This is a genomic window from Actinoplanes sichuanensis, assembly GCF_033097365.1.
GTDB lineage: Bacteria > Actinomycetota > Actinomycetes > Mycobacteriales > Micromonosporaceae > Actinoplanes > Actinoplanes sichuanensis.
Genome location: NZ_AP028461.1, coordinates 8,702,633 through 8,720,837 on the forward strand (window position 1 = coordinate 8,702,633; position 18,205 = coordinate 8,720,837).

Consider the following 18,205-nt stretch of genomic DNA (forward strand, 5'->3'; position numbering starts at 1 on the left):
CACGCCCGAGAATGCGCTTATCGAAGACTCGAATGACGGCGGCCCGCGTCACCGGGTGGTGACGCGGGCCGCGGTGCGTGCGACGTCAGCTGGTCTCGCCGGCCACGCTGAACGAGGCGAGCCGGTTCACCGCGCCCAGCGTGCCGAGCACGATGAAGATCGCGCTCATCACGACGGCCGTGGTCAGGCCGATCGTCGACTGGAGGATCGCCGAGGGGGCGATCTTGTCGGCGATGGTGATCACGTACTGACCGATGGCCAGGTTCTTGGTGCCGCTGACGAAGTTTCCGAGCAGGCCCTCCCAGACCAGGATGTAGACCAGGCCGACCAGCACCGGGCGCCGGCTGAGCAGGCTGAACAGCAGGAACAGCGCGGAGTAGGCGAACGCGCCGACCACGCTGGCGACGGCCAGGGCGACACCGAGCTTGGCCGAGCCGGCCAGCACGCCGGTGACGAAGAGCGGCACGGCCGCGACCACGGCGGTGACCGAGGCGGCCACCGCGTACTTGGCCAGGATGATCTCGTAACGGGGCAGCGGCTTGGTCAGGATGTGCACGATCGTGCCGTCGTCGACCTCGGAGCCGAGGACACCGGTACCGACGATCAGGGCCACCACCGGCAGGACCACGACCAGGCCCAGACCCACGATGACCGCCTGGCCCCACATGTCGGGCGACACACCCCACGCCCGGCAGATCGCGGCCAGGCCGATCAGCAGCACGGGCAGCGGCAGGAGCAGCAGGGCTCGCCGGCGGCCGAAGAGGCCGCGCGCGGTGATGAAAGCAACCGTGGACATCAGCCCTCCAGCAGGTAGGAGAAGACGCTCTCCAGGGACTCGTCGGACGGCACCACCTGGCGCAGCCGGATGCCCTGGTCGAGCGCGATACGGGGCAGCGCGCGGGTGAAGCTGCCGTAGTCGGAGGCCCGCACGGTGAGGCCGGTGGCCTCGACCTCGATGCCGGCGACCGACTTCTCGGCGATCAGCGCGACGGCCAGCCGGCGGTCGTCGGAGCTGCGCACGGCGAACATGTGCGGCCGGTTCGTCATCAGGCGGCGGATCTTGCGATAGTCGCCGGAGGCGGCGAGCCGGCCCGCCACGATCACCTGGACCAGCCCGGCGACCTGCTCGACCTCCTCCAGGATGTGCGAGCTGAACAGGATGGTGTGGCCGTTGTCGCCGAGGCGGTGCAGCAGCTCCATCATGTGCATCCGCTGGCGCGGGTCCATGCCGTTGAACGGCTCGTCGAGCAGCAGCACCCGCGGCTCGTGGACGAGCGCGGCGGCGACCCGGGTGCGCTGGCGCATGCCTTTGGAGAACGTCTCGATGCGGCGCTCGGCGGCACCTGTCATCTCGACCAGCTCCAGCGCGCGCTGAGCGGCGCCGGCCGGGTCGGGCAGCTTCTGCATCTTGGCGCAGGCGGTCACGAACTGGCGGGCGGTGAGGAAGCCGTGCACCGACTCCCGCTCGGTGACCAGACCGAGGTCGCGGTAGATCGACGGGTTGCGCCAGGTGGGCTTGCCGTCGATGGTCACGGTGCCCCGGGAGGGTGACAGGAAGCCGGCCATCATGTGCAGCACGGTGGTCTTGCCGGCGCCGTTCGGGCCGAGCAGGCCGGTGACGCCGGGGTTCAGCGACATGGAGATGTCGTTGACCGCGACCACGTTGCCGTACCACCGGGAGACGGTGGACAGCTCGACCACACCCGTGGTGGTCGGAGTCTCGGCCGGGAGCGTCTGGGTGGTCACAGCGAGGCCACCTTCCGGTAGCGGGCCAGCAGGATGAGGAGGCAGGCGGCGATCAGGCAGACCGCCTCGATGCCGTAGATCGGACCGAACCGGCCCAGCTCCATGCCGAACTCGCCGCCCATCCAGTCGCCGACGCCGGCCAGCAGGGTCATCGGGCTGCCCAGGAAGGCCAACTGGTTGGCGGTGGTGGAGGGCAGGGAGCTGAGCACGCCGACGATCGGGGTGGTCACCAGGAAGACCGCCACGATGCCGCCGGCGGCGAACGCCTGCTTACCGGTGAAGGAGGCGACCAGCAGGCCGATGGCGGCGAACATCAGTGCCCAGAGCAGGCTGTAACCCCAGCCCGGCAGCAGGTCGCCGATCTCGTTGAAGACGCCCTTGACGCCCTCCTTGGTGGTGAACGCCGCGCCCAGGAACATGATGAACTGGGGCACGCCGAGCAGCAGCCAGATCGCGCTGACCATGGCGGCGAACTTGGCCGACACGTAGTCGGCGGCGCGCAGCGGTCGGCTGAAGTACAGCGGCAGGGTGCCGGCTCGCAGATCGCGGGAGACCAGCTGGGGCGCCACGATCGCGGTGAAGAAGATGATCAGGAAGCTCATCTGGCCGGCGAACTCGAGGTAGCTGAGCACCGATTCGCCGGCGATCGAGCGGATCGCGGCCACGATCACCGCGACCAGCAGCATGATGCCGAAGACCAGCCAGGGGAAGATCTTCGCCTTGGCGGAGCGGCCCAGACCGTACGCCGCGCGCAGCCCGTGCACATAGAGCGCCTGCTGCATCGCGAACCGGCCCAGTCGCGGGCCGTCGTAACGCTGGTATCCGATGTCATGGATGACGCCGGCCTCAGACATCGGCCGTCTCCTTCGTGGTGAAGAGCTCGGCGACGCGGTGCCGACGCTGGTCTAGGCGGTGCAGGTTGAGGTCGAGGTCGGTGACGGCGTGCAGGATCCGGTCGTACGCCTCGTCCGACTCCAGCGGCACGAGCAGCAGCCGACCCTCACGGGTGACCGCCAGGCCGCGCTCGGCGAGAGCGGTGGCCAACTCGTCCGTACCGTCGGCGACCTCGACCGCCAGGATGTCGGACGCCTCGGTCATCGAGGAGATCCGGTCGGCGCGCAGCAGCCGGCCGCCCTCGATCGCGATCAGCGAGTCACAGATCCGCTCGACCTCGCCGAGCAGGTGCGAGCAGACGACCACGGAGATGCCGAACTCGTTGCCGATCCGGTGGACCAGGTTGAGCATCGCGTCGCGGCCGGCCGGGTCCAGGCCGTTCGTCGGCTCGTCGAGCAGCAGCAGGTCGGGGTCGTGCACGAGGGCCTGGGCCAGCTTGACCCGCTGCTTCATGCCGGTCGAGTAGCCACCGATCTGCCGGTAGCGCTCCTCGTAGAGGCCGACGTGCCGCAGCGCCTCGGAGGCGCGCTCGCGGGCGGTGGTCTTCGGCAGCCCGCTCATCCGGCCCAGATGGGTCACGAACTCGGCGGCCGAGACGTCCGGCGGCAGGCAGTCGTTCTCCGGCATGTAGCCGACGCGGGCGCGGACCTGGTCGGTCTGCGTGACCGGGTCGAGGTTGAAGACCCGGACGCTGCCGCTGCTGGGCGGCAGCAATCCGAGCATGATCTTGATGAAGGTGCTCTTGCCGGCGCCGTTGGCGCCGACCAGTCCGATGACGCCGGCATCGACGGCGACGGTCAGGTCCGCGAGGGCGGTCACCCCGCCGCCGTACGTCTTGGTCAGCCCGTCCGTAACGATGATGGTCACGGGCTCAGCCTAGAAACCCGCCGCACGGATATGGATCCGGAAAACCCCTGAGGGGCACTCAGGGTTTCTCAGCGCGCTCTCAGCTTAGCGAGACTTGGAAAACTGGAAGCCGGCCGAGACGACGGTACTCGCGCAGCGCGTCGGGTGTGCTGTCCACCGACGAGTCCTGGCCCTTGTGGTTCGAAGGGGTCTCGAAGTGCACCATCGCCTTGATCTTCGGGAACCGGCTGATCTGTTCGCCGACCTCACGGTAGAACTCGGCCATGTGGTCCGGGTTGCGCTTGGAGAACCAGACACCCCACTCGGCCACCATGAGCGGCTTGCCGGGGTGCCGACGGGTCACCCAGTTGTAGAAGCCGGGCCAGTTCGGTTTGCTCGCGGACCGGCGGTTGAGCAGCTCGTCGAAGTCGCCGTGGCCGTACCCCGGGTCGCTGTAGGAGTAGGTGTCGAAGCCGATCCAGTCGACCACGTCGTTGCCCGGGTACATGTGCTGGAACCAGCTCTTGGTGGTGTGCGGGACGTACGCCATGTGCACGAGAACGGTCACCACGTTGTGGGCGCCCTTGGCTCGCAGCCGCTTCACCACGTGCCGGAACATGGCCGCGTAGTCGCGCGCCGTGTAGCCCGAGCCGGCCTGCTCGCGGACCTGGTCCTCGGCCTCGTGGTGGATCGCGAAGAAGAACTTCTCCCGGTAGTTCTGCCGGATGTGGGTGGCCAGCCGGTCCAGGAAATCGTCGGTGGCCTGGTCGCCCCGGGCGATCTCGGCCCAGGTGGCACTCTCCGGCTTCCAGTTGAGCAGCAGGATCCGCTTGCGGCCGGACTCCCGGGAGATGGCGATCTCCTGCTCGGTCGGGAACACCTGCCGGATACCGCGGTGGTAGGCGTGGAAGATCGCCTGGTGCCGACCGGTCTTGCGCTCGAACTCGGCGAGCGCCTGCACGCCACGGGCCTCGGTACGCGCGCCGGGTGCCACACCCCACAGGATGCCGCAGGTCGGGACCAGCCTCGACGCGGTGCGGCAGGCCTGTCGGGCGGCGGGCGCCACCGGCTGATCGACCCGCTGGTCGGCCGGCCGGTCGACGCCCTTGTCGCTCGCCATCGGGATCGGAGTGGTGGTCGCCACCGGGGCGGGCGTGGCGGACGCCGTCGGGACCGGGGTGGAGACGGTGGCCACATCCCGGACCGGTGCCGGGGCCTTTCGAACGACACGGGCGACCGGCGACGCCGACGGCTCGGCCGGGGCGGGCGACTCGGGCGGTGCGCCGAGCCGGCCCGGGCCTCCGGTGTACGCCCAGGCGAATGTCGCCGTGGTCGTCATGGTGAAGGCCGTGGTCAGCGCGACTAGTTGCAGGGACTTTCTCACAAGCGCCGAGTATCAAAGGATCACGGCGCAATGTCCAGTAACATCATGATTTAAACCCAAAAAGGATGTTTGCAGGCTTTCATCCTTACCGGGGAAAGATCAGGATTGGACTGAGATCCCGACTCGACCGGTTCGACAGCGCCTGGGAAACTGTCCCCCAAACAGCTTCAGGGGGATTCGAAGTGAATGGTTCGGTACTGCCCGAGGACGTCCTCCGGGACGCGCCCTCCTTCACCCCGCGCCCCTATGAGCTGGCCGATCTCGAGCTTCTGCTCTCCGGTGCCTACGCTCCGCTGACCGGCTTCCTGGGTCGCACCGACCTGGCCTCGCTGGCCCGACGCGGTCGGCTCGCCGACGACACGCCGTGGCCGGTCCCGGTGACATGCGAGATCCCCGGCGAGGTGGCGTCCGCTCTGGACCCGGCCGACCCCGGTCGCCGCACCCTGGTGCTGACCGACATGGAGGGTGCGCCGGTCGCCGCGATCGAGGCCACCGACGTGTGGCCGATCGGGGAGAACAGGTTCGGCATCGGCGGCCCGGTGCGGCGCATGGGCGACGGTGGGCACGGCCCGTTCCAGCGGCTGCGACGCACACCGGAGGAGGTCCGGGCGCTGATCCCGCCGGGCCGGGTGCTGGGCGTCATCGCCGACCGGCCACTGCACCGGCCGCAACTGGCGCAGATCGCGCACGCCGCCCGCACCCTTGCGGCTCATCTCTTGATCTTGATTCCGGTCAGTGGACCGGGACCGGACGGCCTGCCGCCGGAGTCGCTGGTCCGCTCGATTTTCGCGGCCCGCGATCGGATGCCGCCGGCGACCGTGGTCGCCGTGCCCCTGCTGACTCGTGGCGATGAGATGCGTGACGCGCTGCTGCGGGCCCGGGTGGCGGCCGCCTACGGGGTGAGCCACGTGCTGTCCACAGGCGACACCCTCTCCGGCGCCGGCCTGCGGGTGCTGGTGCCACGCGAGTTGGCCTACGACAATCGGGACGGCCAGTGGCGCTGGCGTGACGACATCCCGCCACGCAACCGTCGTCTGGCGATGAGCCCGACCGAGATCGACGACCTGCTGGACCGGGGTTTCCCGTTGCCCGAGTGGCACACCCCACCGGCGGTGGCCAAGGAGCTGTCCCGGGTGCGGCCGCCGCGCCGGCACCGGGGTCTGGTGGTGTTCTTCACCGGCCTGTCCGGCTCCGGCAAGTCGACCATCGCCCGCAACCTGGCCGACGCCATGCGGGAGAACGGGGATCGCACCATCACCCTGCTCGACGGCGACGTGGTGCGCCGTGAGCTGACCGCCGGGCTGGGCTTCAGCAAGGCCGATCGAGACCGTAACGTGCGCCGGATCGGCTGGGTGGCGGCCGAGGTGGGCCGGCACCGGGGCATGGCGGTGGCCTGTCCGATCGCCCCCTACGAGGCGGCCCGGGCGGCGGCCCGGCAGATGGCGGTCGAGGCCGGCGCCGGGTTCGTGCTGGTGCACGTGGCCACACCGCTGGAGGTGTGCGAGAGCCGCGACCGCAAGGGGTTGTACGCGCGGGCGCGGGCCGGCCAGCTGCGCGGGATGACGGGTATCGACGACCCCTACGAGGAGCCGACCGATGCCGAGTTGACCGTGGACACCACCACGATGACGGTTCCGGAAGCGGTCGAGATGGTGCTCGGTTACCTGGTCGAGAACGGTTGGGTGGAGCCCAAAATGGGATAAACCCATCACTTGCGGCGGGAGTGTGACGTTAGCCCTTCGGGGCGAAACGCCCAAACCAACACTCTTTCCCGGAAGGGCCGCCGAAGACTGATGGAACCGTCTCGCCCCTCGTCCGATCTCTCGCACTACCTCGGTGCATTCCGCCGCCACTGGTGGATCGCCCTGGTGGCCACGGGTGCCGGCCTGGGCGGCGGCGCGGTCCTGACGCAGGCCATGCCGAAGGTGTACGAGTCGTCCGCATCGGTGCTGGTGGAATCGGTCAGCCAGGACACCAACGCGGAGGGCGGGCGCACCAAGGGCACCGTCAACCTGGACACCGAGGCGCAGCTGGTCGGGTCCGGTGCGGTCGCGGTGAAGGCGGCCACCCTCCTGCGCAGCAGCGTGTCCCCGATCGAGTTGGCCAAGTCGGTGACGGTACAGGTCCCGGCGAACACCACGGTGCTGGTGATCACGTTCAAGGCGGACGACCCGCGGGCGGCGCAGGCCGGGTCGCACGCGTTCGCCGAGGCGTACCTGCGCAACCGCGAGGAGACCGCACGCGCCCAACTGGACAAGCGGATCCGCTCGCTCAACCTCAAGGTCCGGCAGCTGACAACGATGCTGGCCGGGATCAACGCCAAGCTGGCGGCGGCCGCCAAGGGCAGTTCCTCCGAGGGCAACCTGCAGAGTCTGCGGAACAACTCGCAGAACCAGCTCAACTCGCTGACCGGGCGGCTCAACGAGCTGACCACCACGATGGTCGGCGGCGGCAGCATCATCAGTGACTCGCGCCTGCCCGAGGAACCGACCAGTCCCAACGCGTGGCTCAACATCGGCACCGGCGGCATGCTCGGGCTGCTGCTCGGACTCGGGCTCGCCTACCTGCGGGAACGGTTCGACAGGCGGCTGGTCACCCCGGCCGACGTCCGCGATCGGGGCCGGGTGCCGGTACTCGCCGCCCTGGACGACCGCAGCACCCCGCACTTCGACGACGTGCTCCAACCGTACGGGCCGGGTGGCCGGGTCTTCAACCGGCTGCGCAACGAGGTGCTCGCGTCCCTCCACGAGACCGACCGGATCATCGTGGTTACCGGGATCAGCCGCGGCTCGGCGAGCACTCTGGTCGCGGCCAACCTGGCGGCGGCGCTGGCCCGTACCGGCAGTGATGTGGTGCTGATCGGCGCGCACCTGCCGGACAGTGTGATCGACACCGCGCCGCTGGCCCGGATGTTCGGGGTCTCCGCCCTGCCCGGTCTCTCCGACCTGTTGGCCGGGCGGGAGACCCTGTCCGGAACCCTGCAGCGCGCCCCGCGCATCCCGTCGCTGCGGGTGATCACCGCCGGGGGCGCGGCCGCCGCGGCCGGACTGATGCAGTCGCAGCGGCTCAAGGACACCCTTCAGACGCTGCGCGAACAGGGTGGGTACGTGGTCATCGAGGCGCCGTCGACGAGCAGCAGTGCCGACGCACAGAGCCTGGCCAGCCTGGCCGACGCGGCGATCCTCGCGGTCGAGCTGCGCCGGTCCAAGCGGCCCGCCCTGGTCGACGCGACCGAGCAGCTGCGCCGGGTCGGCACGAAGCTGCTGGGCACCGTGGTGATGCCGCGGCTCGCCCCGATCCAGCCGGGTGACCTGGCCGCGCCCGCGGTGGCGCTGCCGGTGCCCTCGGCGCTCTCCGACGTCACCGACGAGGACGCACCGGAAACGGCTGACGTGCCGGACGGCCCGACACAGGCGCTGCCCTACGCCGGGCGGCAGCGGCCGGGCGACGACGACGAACCCGTCTCGGTCACCGACCTCACCAGCGCGGGCGCCACGGAGGGCGACGACAAGTGACCACGGTCGCGGCGGCAGCGCACGCCGGGCCCGCTCCGCGAACCGCCAAGAACCGCTCGCTGCCGTCCTGGCCGGTGGCCGGCCCCCTGCTGCTCTACCCACTGTGGTGGGCACTCGGCCTGGGGGTGCTGATCTTCCCGATCACCGCCGCGGCGATGCTGTTCCTGCTGGTCCGCCGGCGGGCGGCGGGCCGACCGCTGCGCATGCCACCCGGCTTCGCCTGGTGGGCGATCTTCCTGATCGCGGTGGTGGTGAGCATCGCCGCGCTGGGCGCGGACCCGGCGGGCACGGTGCCGGAACGCGCCACCGAACGGTTGGTCGCGGTCGTCTACAAGCTTTCGATGTACGTGTCCCTGACCGTCCTACTGGTCTATGCCGGCAACCTGACCGAGGCCGAACTGTCCCGTCGCCGGCTGGTGCGACTGCTCGCCGGCATGTTCGTGCTGACCGTGGCGGGCGGGCTGCTCGGCATGGTGGCCGGGACCTTCGAGTTCACCTCACCGGTGGAGTGGCTGCTGCCGTCCGGGGTGCGCAACAAGGGATTCGTACGGTCGCTGGTGCACCCGTACGCCGCGCAGATCATGGACCTGGTCGGCGGGGAGAAACCGCGCCCGGCCGCGCCGTGGGGCTACACCAACACCTGGGGCAACAACTTCTGCCTGCTCGCGCCGTGGCTGCTGGTGGCCGCCTGGTGGGGCCGCGGTTCCGGCCGGAAGCTGCTGGCCGTACTCTGCCTGGCCGTCTCGGTGGTCCCGGCCGTGGCATCGCTGAACCGGGGCCTGTGGATCGGGGTCGGTCTGCTGATCGCCTACGTGGCGTTCCGCTACGTGCTGGCCGGTCGGCTGTGGATCCTGGCCGCCCTGCCGGTGGCGACGGCCGCGCTGGCGGTGGTGATGACCGCCACCCCGCTCGCCGACACCGTGCAGGCCCGGCTGGACAACGGCAAGTCCAACGGGGTCCGCTCGTTCCTGATCGACAAGGCCCTCGACGGTTTCACCGGTTCACCGGTGATCGGCTACGGCGGCACCCGCAACACCCTCGGCGGGCGCAATTCGATCACCGTCGGCGAGAGCGCCGGCTGCGAGCGCTGCGGCAACTTCACGGTCGGCGGCAACGGGCAGTTCTGGCAGCTGATCTACGCGCACGGCGCGGCCGGCGCGATCGGCTATCTCGGCTTCTTCGGGTACGGCCTGTGGCGGTTCCGCCGCGACCGGAGCCCGATCGGGATCGCCGGGAGCGCGGCGCTGGTGACCTCGTTCTCCGCGATGCTCTGGTACAACTCGCTGGTCACCCCTCTGGCCTTCATGGTTCTGGCATACGCGCTGCTCTGGCGTAACGCGACAGATGGGGAGAGAGCTTGAGCCCGGTAAAGACCGCGCCCGCGGCACTGACCGCCGGAGACGCCGCCCTCCGGGCCCAGTACCTCTCCGAGGTGCTCGCCCTGCTTTACCCGGAGCCGAACCGCACCGACGGAACGCCGGGCCCGCTGGTGGCCGAGTACCTGGTGGTGCCCAACCTGCACCGGCCCCGCCTGCTGGTCCCGACGCTCTCCCCCACCGTGTCGGCGGCCGCGGTCCGCCGCTACGCGGAACCGCAGTCGCGGATGGCCCGGCTGAAACGGGACGCCGTCGTCGCGGCCGTCCACGCCCGCGCCACCGGCCTGCTCTTCCGCGACCGGATCCGGGTGACCGGCCCGGTGTCCGCGGGCATCGACGGGTACCTGAGCGACGCGCTGCGCCGCGACCTGGCGCTGAGCATCCACATCGGTCCGGCGCGGGCCAACCGCAAGCCGGTGCTCCAACTGCTCAGCCCGGACGGCGACACCTTCGCCTTCGGCAAGCTGGGCACCGGCCCGCTGACCCGCAGCCTGGTCAAGTCGGAGACGGCGGCGCTCACCGCGCTCGCCGGCAGCGGGCTGACCAAGCTGACCGTGCCGCGGGTGCTGCACGCCGGGACCTGGCGCGGTCTGCAGGTGCTGGTCCAATCGGCGCTGCCGGTGTGGCTGCCGCGGGCCCCGCTCACCCCGCGCCGGCTGACCGCGGCCATGGTCGACATCGCGAACTGCTGCGGGATCACCACCGGGCCGCTGACCGGCAGCGGGTACTGGCACGACCTGCGCGGGCGACTGGCCACGGTCGCGGACCGGCCGGAGGGTTCCGGGCTGGCCGCCGCGGTCGACGTGCTGGCCGCGCACAGCGGGGAGACCGCGCTGCGGTACGGCGCGTGGCACGGCGACTGGGCCCCGTGGAACATGGCGAACCTCGCCGACACGCTGCTCGTCTGGGACTGGGAACGGTTCGCCGTCGGGGTGCCGCTCGGCTTCGACGCCATCCACCACGAGTTGCAGAGGCGCATCCAGTCCACCGGGGACGCCCGGGCCGCGGTCGAGGCGACCGTACACCGGGCCGACGAGTTGCTCGCCCCGTTCGGCGTGGCCCCGGTGGCCCGCGAGATCACCGCCCTGCTCTACCTGGTCGACCTCGCGGTTCGTTATCTGACCGACAAGCAGGCCGAGGCGGGCGCCCGGCTGGGCGTGCTCGGGACCTGGCTGTTGCCGGTGCTGATCCGGCGCGTTGAGGAGCTCTAGACCATGCATGTTCGCAACCTGCCGGCGCCGGTGAAACGCGTCGTGCACCTGGGCTCCCGCTCGTACGGGCGACTCACCGCGGAGAGCCGGATGCTGCCGTCGTTCCTGATCTGTGGCGGGCAGCGCTGCGGGACGACATCGCTGTACCGGGCGATGGCCGGGCACCCGGTGGTACTCAAAGCGGTGCTGCACAAGGGCGTGCACTACTTCGACACGTCCTATCGGCGGGGGCCCGACTGGTACCGCGGGCACTTCCCGACCCTGCGCAGCGCGGAACGGATCGCGCAGAAGCACGGGGTACGCGCGCAGACCTTCGAGTCCAGCCCGTACTACATGTACCACCCGCAGGCGGCCGCCCGGATCGCGAGCGATCTGCCGTACGCCAAGCTGGTGGTGCTGGTCCGGGATCCGGTGGAACGCGCCTACTCGCAGCACCACCACGAGGTGGCCCGGGGTTACGAGACCGAACCCGATTTCGGGTCGGCGCTCACCCTGGAACCGGCCCGGCTGCACCGTCAGGAGGTTCGGCTCGCCCTCGATCCCACCTACTACAGCTTCGCCCACCAGCATCACGCCTACCGGGCCCGCGGCGAGTACGCCCGCTACCTGAGCGTGATGGCCCAGCATGTCGGGCGGGAACGCATCCACGTGGTGGAGAGCGAGCGGTTCTTCTCCGAGCCGGAGGACGTCTACGACGAGGTGTGCCGGTTCCTCGGGCTGCCGTCCGGGCTCCAACGGCCGAAGTTCGAGCAGCACAACGCCCGCCCGCGCGAGTCCGACATGGACCCCGGGCTGCGTCGTGACCTGCGGGACTACTACAAGTCGCACGACGAGGCACTGGCTGGGTGGTTGGGCCACACCCCGGTGTGGCGCCGCGCGTGACGGCGACCACCACCACGGCGGTTCCGGAGCGGGCGGCCCGGGGCGCGGCCCGGGGCGGGCTGGCCAACATGGCCGGATCGGCGCTGGCCGGTGGCGCCGGGGTAGTGGTCACGTGGATCGTGGCGCGGGCGCTCGGGCCCGAGCAGGCCGGCGCCTTCTTCGCCGCCACGGCCGCGTTCGTGCTGGTGGGCGGGCTCGCCAAACTCGGTACGAACACCGGGCTGGTCTACTGGCCGGCCCGGTTGCGGGCCACCGGCCAGGATCATCTGCTGGGCGCCTGCCTGCGCACCGGACTGCCGCCGGTGATGGTGTTCTCGCTGGTCCTGGCAGTGGCGATGTGGCTGGCGGCGCCGTGGATCGCGCACCTCACCGCCGGTGAGTCGCCGCGGCTGATCGCGGATCACACCACCGGGCTGCGGGTGCTCGCCGTCTTCGTCCCGCTGCAGGCGCTCACCGATGTACTGCTGACCGTGACCCGTGGTTATCGCAGCATGCGGCCGACCGTGCTGCTGGACCGGATCCTGCGCAGCGTGCTGCAACTGCTCGCGGTGACCGCGGCCGGGGTGGCCGCGCTGTGGGCCACCGCCTCGCTGCCGGTCTTCGCGTTCGCCTGGGCGGCCCCGTACCTGCCGGTCGTCGTCCTAGCCGGGTTGTCGGCGCGTACGGCGTACCGGAAAGGGTTGGTCGTCGCCGAGATCAGCCGGACCGATCGACGGCGGCTGCGCCGGGATTTCTGGATCTTCACCGCCCCGCGGGCGCTGGCCGCCGTCGCGCAGCTCGCCCTGCAACGGGTGGACGTGCTGCTGGTCGCGGCGCTGAGCGGGCCGGCAGCGGCGGCGATCTACGCGGTGGCGGGCCGGTTCGTGGTGCTGATCCAGTTCGCCAATCAGGGGCTGTCCCAGTCGGTGCAACCGCGCCTGGCCGAGGCGTTGAGCACCGGTGACCACGCCGCGGCCCGGCGGCTCTACCAGATCGCCACCGGCTGGCTGGTGCTGGTCACCTGGCCGATCTGCCTGCTGGTGATCGCGTTCGCGCCCCGGTACCTGCGGCTGTTCGGCGACGGGTACACCGCCGGGGTGCCGGTGGTGTCGGTACTGGCCGCCGCGATGCTGGTGGCGACCGGCTGCGGCATGGTCGACATGGTGCTCGCGATGGCCGGGCGCACCTCGGCGAACCTCGGCAACGTGCTGATCGCCCTGGCCGTCACGATCGGCCTGGACGTGCTGCTGATCCCGCGCTGGGGTGCGCTGGGCGCCGCGGTCGGCCTGGCCGGGGCGATGCTGGTGAACAATCTGCTGCCGCTCGCGCAGGTCTACCGGAGCACCCGGCTGCACCCGTTCGGAACCGGCACCCTCAGTGCGGCCGCGCTGGCGATCGGGTGCTTCGGCTTCGTCGTTCTCGTTCCGGCGGCTGTCGTCGCCGCCGTCCCGGCCTATGCCGCGGGAGCGTGGCTGCTCCGCGGCCCGTTGATGCTCGGTGCATTCAGGAGGAAGACTTGACAGGCGACTACACCCAGGTGTTCCAGGACACCGAGGCGGTCGAGAAGTACGAGACCGTGACCTACGCCCCGGACAGCTACGCGTCGCGGATCAACGACCGGCAACGCGAATACCTGCGGTCTCTCGTGCGCCGGGAGTTCGTCGAACATCCGCCCGTGCACCACGACTTCGCCTGCGGCACCGGGCGGGCGATCCGCGCGCTGCACGGCCTGGTCCGGGAGGCGCACGGGTACGACACGTCGGCCGAGATGATGACGAAGGCGGCCGAGGTCGGGTCGCGCGCCTACTGGCACCGGGTGCCGGGCGAGGGTCCGGTCCCGCAGCCGGTGGCGGCCGGCTTCCCGGCCATCGTGACGATCTTCCGGCTGCTGCTCAACGTCGACGAGGGCATCCGCGACCGGGCGCTGGCCTTCGCGGCCAAGGTGCTGCCTCACCGCGGCTCCGGAGTGCTCGTGGTGGAGAACCACGGCAATGCCGGATCGGTACGGCACCTACGTGCCCGGCGGCACAGCGGGGAGCGCTGGTTCGCCGAACTGTCGCACACCCAGGTGGAGAAGCTGCTCGCCCGGCACGGCTTCGAGATCGTGGAGCGGCGCGGGTTCTCCATGCTCACGCCGTCCCTGCACGACAGCCGGGTGGCCCGGATCGCGGACGCGGCGGCCCGGCGGGTGCCCGGCAGCGACGGGTACGCGGTGAACGTCCTCTACACGGCCCGACGCGTCCATGCGTAGGTGGTCGTCGCCGCTCTTCGCGGTTCTCCTGCTGGCCGCCTGCTCCTCGCCGCCGCCACCACCTCCACCACCCGTACCCGACCTGTCGGCGCCGCCGCGCGCGGTCGCGGTCGACGCCGGGCCGTTCGAAGCCGGGCCGTACCAGCCACCGGCGAAGGGTGCCTACTTCGGGGCGTGGATCAAGCCGGACGAGCTGACCCATGTGGGGCGGCTCACCGCGGTCGGCGGGCTGGAGGAGTCGATGGGCCGGCGGCTCGACTTCATCAACACGTACCGCCGCTTCGACCAGATCATGGGCACCCCGTCGGACCAGGCGTTCCTCGCCGACGGAGCGTCGTTGATGATCAGCTGGGCGACCGGTGACAACCGGTCCATCCTGGCCGGGGAGCACGACGACCTGATCCGCAAACAGGCGGTCGCGATTCGGAAGATCAAGAAGCCGGTGCTGCTGCGGATGCGCTGGGAGATGGACCGGCCCAACCTCCAGGCCACCATGTGGTCCGGCGAGGACTACATCGCGGCCTGGCGGTACGTCCGGAAGAAGTTCCGCGAGGAGCGGGCCGACAACGTGTCCTGGGTGTGGTGCCCGACCGCCGAGGGTTTCATCCGCGGCGACGCGCCGGCCTTCTACCCCGGCGACGACCAGGTCGACTGGACGTGCGTCGACGTCTACGCCGGCTTCGAGTTCAAGCCGATCGGGGAACTGATGGGACCGTTCCTCGATTGGGCCGCCCAGCGACCGAAACCGATCATCATCGGCGAGTTCGGGGTGGCCAAGGCGTGGGGCTCGGAACAGCGGGCCGCCTGGCTCAAGGACGCCGAGCGGACCTTCAAGGTGAACCGGCAGATCAAGGCCGTCGCCTACTTCGAGTCCGATCCGGAGGGGAACGGGCCCAACCAGCAGTTCCAGCTCAGCGGGGACAAGCGGGCCTTCCGGGCGCTCAAGTCACTGGGCCGGGACCCGTACTTCAATCCCTGATCTTTTCCAGGAATTCCAGCCGGTTTCCGTGGCCGTCTGCCGAGTAGAGCCGCCGGTGACCCGGGAAATGTGGATCCCACTCGACCGGGTGGCCGGCGGCCTCCAGCGTCGTGGCCAGCGCATCCAGGCCGGTGATCAGCACGCCCGGATGTGACTTGCGGGCGGGCCCGAAATCCGGGACCGGGGACAGGTGCACCTCCCAGCCGCCGCCACGGAACCAGCAACCACCCCGGGCGGCCAGCACCGGCGGCTTGATGATCTCCGCCATGCCGAGGACCCCGCTGTAGAACGCTCGGGCTTCACCCTCGCCACCCGGCGGGATCAGCAGTTGCACATGATGCAGGTCGTCGATTCGAAACCCCATGACCAAACCTTAACAGTACGGCCGTACGGTTAACCAGCGCCGAAAAATGTCGTACGTGTGTTCCATAGTGAGCTCAGTCAGCCAGGCCGAGCCCAACGGGGGTGTCCGCGGTGTCCTACCTCGACGACTTCTTCGACGAGCAGAGCGAGATCATCGAGAAATTCGGGTGGGCCGTCGTGCACGTCGTGCCCACCGACGACGACCCTCCCGACACGGTGGCCTTCGCGTACACCGTGGGCCTCACCGGTTACGGGTTTCCCGAGCTGACCATCGCCGGCCTGCCACCGGAGACCGGGCACGTGCTGCTCAACGAGGTGGCCGGCCGGGTCTGCGACGAGGGTCTGCTGCTGCGCCACGGGCACCGGCTGCGCGGCCTGCTCAACGGGCAGGAGGTCCGGGTGGTGTCCGGTGAGATCTCGGAGACCCTGTTCCCCGGGGCGGCGCTGATGCGCTACGGCGACGACCGGGTCCGGCTCCTGCAGCTGGCCTGGCCTGATCCGGCCGACCGGTTCCCCTGGCAGAGCGGTTACGACGCCTTCGACTACCCGCAGCCGACGATCGGCGTCCCGCTCACCCGGGCCGGTCGTCGCTGCGGCATGCCCCGCGGCCTGCCCGGCGCCCAGCAGCGACGGGCCCAGCGCCACCGGGCGGCCCGGTCCCGCCGACACGACTTCCCGTTCACCCCACCTCCGTCGCCGGGCGGCGAGGGAGGGCAACCGTGAGGACTGAGATGCCCACCATCCTGCTGTTCACCGCCCCACCCACCCCGGCCGTTCCGCCCATCCAGGCCGCCCGGGCCGTTCCGCCCGCCCCGGCGGTTCCGCCCGCCCCGGCCGTTCCGCCCGCTCGGGCCGTTCCGCCCGCCTGGGCCAACGCCGCACCCACCGCTGCGATCCCACTCGCCACCGCACCCACCGTTGCGACCCCGCTCACCACCGCAGCCGCCGCTGCGATCCCGCTCACCACCGCGGCTGCTCGGGGCACTGGCGTCACGCCGACTCCATCGACTGCTCGAGTCATCGACGTCGCGCCCGGATCGGCGGCCTCGACAGGCGGTCGCAGACCGCTGCTCCCGGCGCTTCGCTTTCGCGCCGCCGGCCCCGAGGCGAAGGAGGAGCCCACGCGACCCGCCACCCGACGGCCGATCCCTGCGGTCCACTTTCTGGCCGATCTTCCGCATGACCGAAAAACCGACTGGTCGTGAGTGCTGCCGCAACCCTCCCAAAACAGCACCCACAACCAGCCACCCCCACCTCAACAGACACAATCGGCGGGAGGGCGCCACGGGCATCTGCCTGTGGGCTCACGGGCCCAGCCGCGGCCTGCGGGCAGACGACCGCGATCGCCCCACGGCCCGCGGGCGAACAACCGCGATCGCCCCACGGCGAACAACCGCGATCGCCCCACGGGCCGCAGGCGAACAACCGCGATCGTCCCACGGGCCGCAGGCGGACGGCGGCGATCGCTTTCATGTCCCCTTCGACAGCGGGTGAGCGTCACGAGGGTTCCCGGGGTCAGGGGCGGCGGGCTCGGCGGCGGGGGGCTCGAGCCAGGAGGCGGAGGGCGTAGGGGGCGTCGTGGCGCAGGTATCGGCCGGCCAGGCGGCGGGGCTCGACGCCGAGGCGGTGGGCCCATTCGAGGCCGGTTCGCTGCATCCAGCGGGGGGCCCGTTCGATGTCGCCTGCCACGAAGTTGACCGCGGCGCCGCAACCGACGAACCAGGTGCCCGGCAGTTCGGGGCGGAGGCGTTCGATGACCAGTTCCTGTTTGGGGAAGCCGAGCCCGACAAAGACCAGGTCGGGGCGGGCCGCGACGACCGTGGCGCAGAAGTCGGCGTAGGTGGTCTCGTCCTCCTCGAAGCCGAACTCTGGGCTGAGGGTGCCGGCGATCCGCAGGTCGGGGAACGCTTCGGCGAGTCGGGCGGCGGCCCGGGCCGCCCCGTCCCGGCCGGCCACGCGGGCGGCCTTCGCGGCGGCCGCGGCACTGAGCGCCGCTTTGACCGCAGCCGAACTGACACCGGGCTTGTCAGATTTCCGGGCACCACCGACCTCACTGACACCGGACTTGTCGGGTTTCCCGGCACCCCCGGCCTTGCCGACGCGGGACTTGTCAGACTTCCCGGCACCACCTGCCCTGCCAACGCCGGACTTGTCGGACTTCCCGGCACCACCCGCCCTGCCCGCGCGGGACTTGTCAGACTTATCGGACTTCCCGGCACCACCTGCCCTGCCGACGCCCGACTTGTCGGACTTCCCGGCACCACCCGCCCTGCCGACGCCCGGCTTGTCGGATTTTTTGGCACCTCGGACCTTCGCCACGGTTCGCGCGCCGCCGCCCTCGTCGGCCGACCGCGATCCTGTGGAGGTTCGCGAGACAGGTGCGCCCGGATTCCCCGATGGCGCGGAGGGCCGACCGGCGGGAGCCCCGCCGACCACGAAGACGGACCGGGCATCTCGGCCCAGGCCCTCGGAGAGGGACCAGATCAGGCTGCTTCCGGCGACCCGTTCGGGGAGGGGCACCCCGCCGAGGCGGCTGGCCCAGATCAGGGGCATGCCGTCGGCGACGATCAGGTCGGCGTCGTCCAGGTGCCGGCGGGCGCCGGGGTCGGCGGCGACTCGGCGGAGGATGTCGACGTTCGGGGTGATGATCCGGCCGCCCCGGCCGCGGGCCAGCGATTCGCGGACCACTGCGACGACTTCGTCCTCGGTGATGCGGTCGATGCCGGTGCCATCAAGGTGCACACGCTCGAAAGCCTCGATAGCCACCTAGCGCCTCCTT

Annotated in this window: 16 protein-coding genes; 9 read left to right on the forward strand and 7 right to left on the reverse strand. The window is 70.8% G+C overall.

Annotated elements, in window-relative coordinates:
• Nucleotides 1–85: 85 nt before the first annotated feature.
• The 5 genes from Q0Z83_RS39895 to Q0Z83_RS39915 all read right to left on the reverse strand — a co-directional run bounded on the left by Q0Z83_RS39895 (nt 86) and on the right by Q0Z83_RS39915 (nt 4,870).
• On the reverse strand, nt 86–796 hold the full coding sequence (locus tag Q0Z83_RS39895) for an ABC transporter permease (RefSeq protein WP_317788557.1): 711 nt from the start codon (nt 794–796) through the stop codon (nt 86–88).
• Nucleotides 796–1,746 (reverse strand): ABC transporter ATP-binding protein, encoded by a 951-nt coding sequence (locus Q0Z83_RS39900; protein WP_317788558.1) that lies wholly within the window; start codon nt 1,744–1,746, stop codon nt 796–798. Before Q0Z83_RS39900 ends, Q0Z83_RS39895 begins: the two co-directional genes overlap by 1 nt.
• On the reverse strand, nt 1,743–2,600 hold the full coding sequence (locus tag Q0Z83_RS39905) for an ABC transporter permease (protein ID WP_317788559.1): 858 nt from the start codon (nt 2,598–2,600) through the stop codon (nt 1,743–1,745). Before Q0Z83_RS39905 ends, Q0Z83_RS39900 begins: the two co-directional genes overlap by 4 nt.
• On the reverse strand, nt 2,593–3,507 hold the full coding sequence (locus tag Q0Z83_RS39910; protein ID WP_317788560.1) for an ABC transporter ATP-binding protein: 915 nt from the start codon (nt 3,505–3,507) through the stop codon (nt 2,593–2,595). Before Q0Z83_RS39910 ends, Q0Z83_RS39905 begins: the two co-directional genes overlap by 8 nt.
• Nucleotides 3,508–3,586: 79 nt before the next feature.
• The gene (locus Q0Z83_RS39915) at nt 3,587–4,870 is read right to left on the reverse strand and encodes a glycoside hydrolase family 26 protein (RefSeq protein WP_317788561.1); all 1,284 of its coding nucleotides are present in this window, start codon (nt 4,868–4,870) and stop codon (nt 3,587–3,589) included.
• 182 nt (nt 4,871–5,052) lie between these two features.
• On the opposite strand from Q0Z83_RS39915, the gene cysC reads away from it, so the two are divergent.
• The 8 genes from cysC to Q0Z83_RS39955 all read left to right on the forward strand — a co-directional run bounded on the left by cysC (nt 5,053) and on the right by Q0Z83_RS39955 (nt 15,063).
• Nucleotides 5,053–6,573, forward strand: a complete 1,521-nt coding sequence (gene cysC, locus Q0Z83_RS39920) for an adenylyl-sulfate kinase (protein WP_317788563.1) — start codon at nt 5,053–5,055, stop codon at nt 6,571–6,573.
• A gap of 165 nt (nt 6,574–6,738) precedes the next feature.
• Nucleotides 6,739–8,385 (forward strand): lipopolysaccharide biosynthesis protein, encoded by a 1,647-nt coding sequence (locus Q0Z83_RS39925; protein ID WP_378078880.1) that lies wholly within the window; start codon nt 6,739–6,741, stop codon nt 8,383–8,385.
• On the forward strand, nt 8,382–9,746 hold the full coding sequence (locus Q0Z83_RS39930; RefSeq protein WP_317788565.1) for a hypothetical protein: 1,365 nt from the start codon (nt 8,382–8,384) through the stop codon (nt 9,744–9,746). Before Q0Z83_RS39925 ends, Q0Z83_RS39930 begins: the two co-directional genes overlap by 4 nt.
• Nucleotides 9,743–10,972 (forward strand): hypothetical protein, encoded by a 1,230-nt coding sequence (locus Q0Z83_RS39935; protein WP_317788566.1) that lies wholly within the window; start codon nt 9,743–9,745, stop codon nt 10,970–10,972. The genes Q0Z83_RS39930 and Q0Z83_RS39935 overlap by 4 nt, the downstream gene beginning before the upstream one ends.
• Nucleotides 10,973–10,975: 3 nt before the next feature.
• Nucleotides 10,976–11,854 carry a sulfotransferase family protein gene (locus tag Q0Z83_RS39940; protein ID WP_317788568.1) on the forward strand — a complete coding sequence of 293 codons (879 nt, stop codon included), beginning with the start codon at nt 10,976–10,978 and terminating at the stop codon, nt 11,852–11,854.
• A complete protein-coding gene (locus Q0Z83_RS39945; protein ID WP_317788570.1) occupies nt 11,851–13,353 on the forward strand; it encodes a lipopolysaccharide biosynthesis protein in 1,503 nt (500 codons plus the stop codon). The genes Q0Z83_RS39940 and Q0Z83_RS39945 overlap by 4 nt, the downstream gene beginning before the upstream one ends.
• Entirely contained in the window at nt 13,350–14,084 is a 735-nt protein-coding gene (locus tag Q0Z83_RS39950; RefSeq protein ID WP_317788571.1) for a class I SAM-dependent methyltransferase, read from the forward strand. Before Q0Z83_RS39945 ends, Q0Z83_RS39950 begins: the two co-directional genes overlap by 4 nt.
• The gene (locus tag Q0Z83_RS39955) at nt 14,077–15,063 is read left to right on the forward strand and encodes a glycosyl hydrolase (protein ID WP_317788572.1); all 987 of its coding nucleotides are present in this window, start codon (nt 14,077–14,079) and stop codon (nt 15,061–15,063) included. The genes Q0Z83_RS39950 and Q0Z83_RS39955 overlap by 8 nt, the downstream gene beginning before the upstream one ends.
• Here the strand turns inward: Q0Z83_RS39955 and Q0Z83_RS39960 are convergent.
• Nucleotides 15,053–15,427: a VOC family protein gene (locus Q0Z83_RS39960; RefSeq protein ID WP_317788573.1), complete on the reverse strand. Its 375-nt coding sequence runs from the start codon at nt 15,425–15,427 to the stop codon at nt 15,053–15,055. The genes Q0Z83_RS39955 and Q0Z83_RS39960 overlap by 11 nt on opposite strands.
• 110 nt (nt 15,428–15,537) lie before the next feature.
• Between Q0Z83_RS39960 and Q0Z83_RS39965 the strand changes: the two genes are divergently transcribed.
• On the forward strand, nt 15,538–16,149 hold the full coding sequence (locus Q0Z83_RS39965) for a DUF4262 domain-containing protein (RefSeq protein ID WP_317788574.1): 612 nt from the start codon (nt 15,538–15,540) through the stop codon (nt 16,147–16,149).
• A 792-nt stretch (nt 16,150–16,941) separates the two neighbouring features.
• On the opposite strand, the gene Q0Z83_RS39970 is transcribed toward Q0Z83_RS39965, so the two are convergent.
• Entirely contained in the window at nt 16,942–18,192 is a 1,251-nt protein-coding gene (locus tag Q0Z83_RS39970; protein WP_317788575.1) for a WecB/TagA/CpsF family glycosyltransferase, read from the reverse strand.
• Nucleotides 18,193–18,205: the final 13 nt, after the last annotated feature.

Excerpts from the sequence above, each read along its gene's own strand:
- Q0Z83_RS39940 (WP_317788568.1), top strand. The coding sequence starts at position 10,976 with ATGCATGTTCGCAACCTGCCGGCGCCGGTGAAACGCGTCGTGCACCTG.
- Q0Z83_RS39905 (WP_317788559.1), bottom strand. The coding sequence starts at position 2,600 with ATGTCTGAGGCCGGCGTCATCCATGACATCGGATACCAGCGTTACGAC.
- Q0Z83_RS39895 (WP_317788557.1), bottom strand. The coding sequence starts at position 796 with ATGTCCACGGTTGCTTTCATCACCGCGCGCGGCCTCTTCGGCCGCCGG.
- Q0Z83_RS39960 (WP_317788573.1), bottom strand. The coding sequence starts at position 15,427 with ATGGGGTTTCGAATCGACGACCTGCATCATGTGCAACTGCTGATCCCG.
- Q0Z83_RS39955 (WP_317788572.1), top strand. The coding sequence starts at position 14,077 with ATGCGTAGGTGGTCGTCGCCGCTCTTCGCGGTTCTCCTGCTGGCCGCC.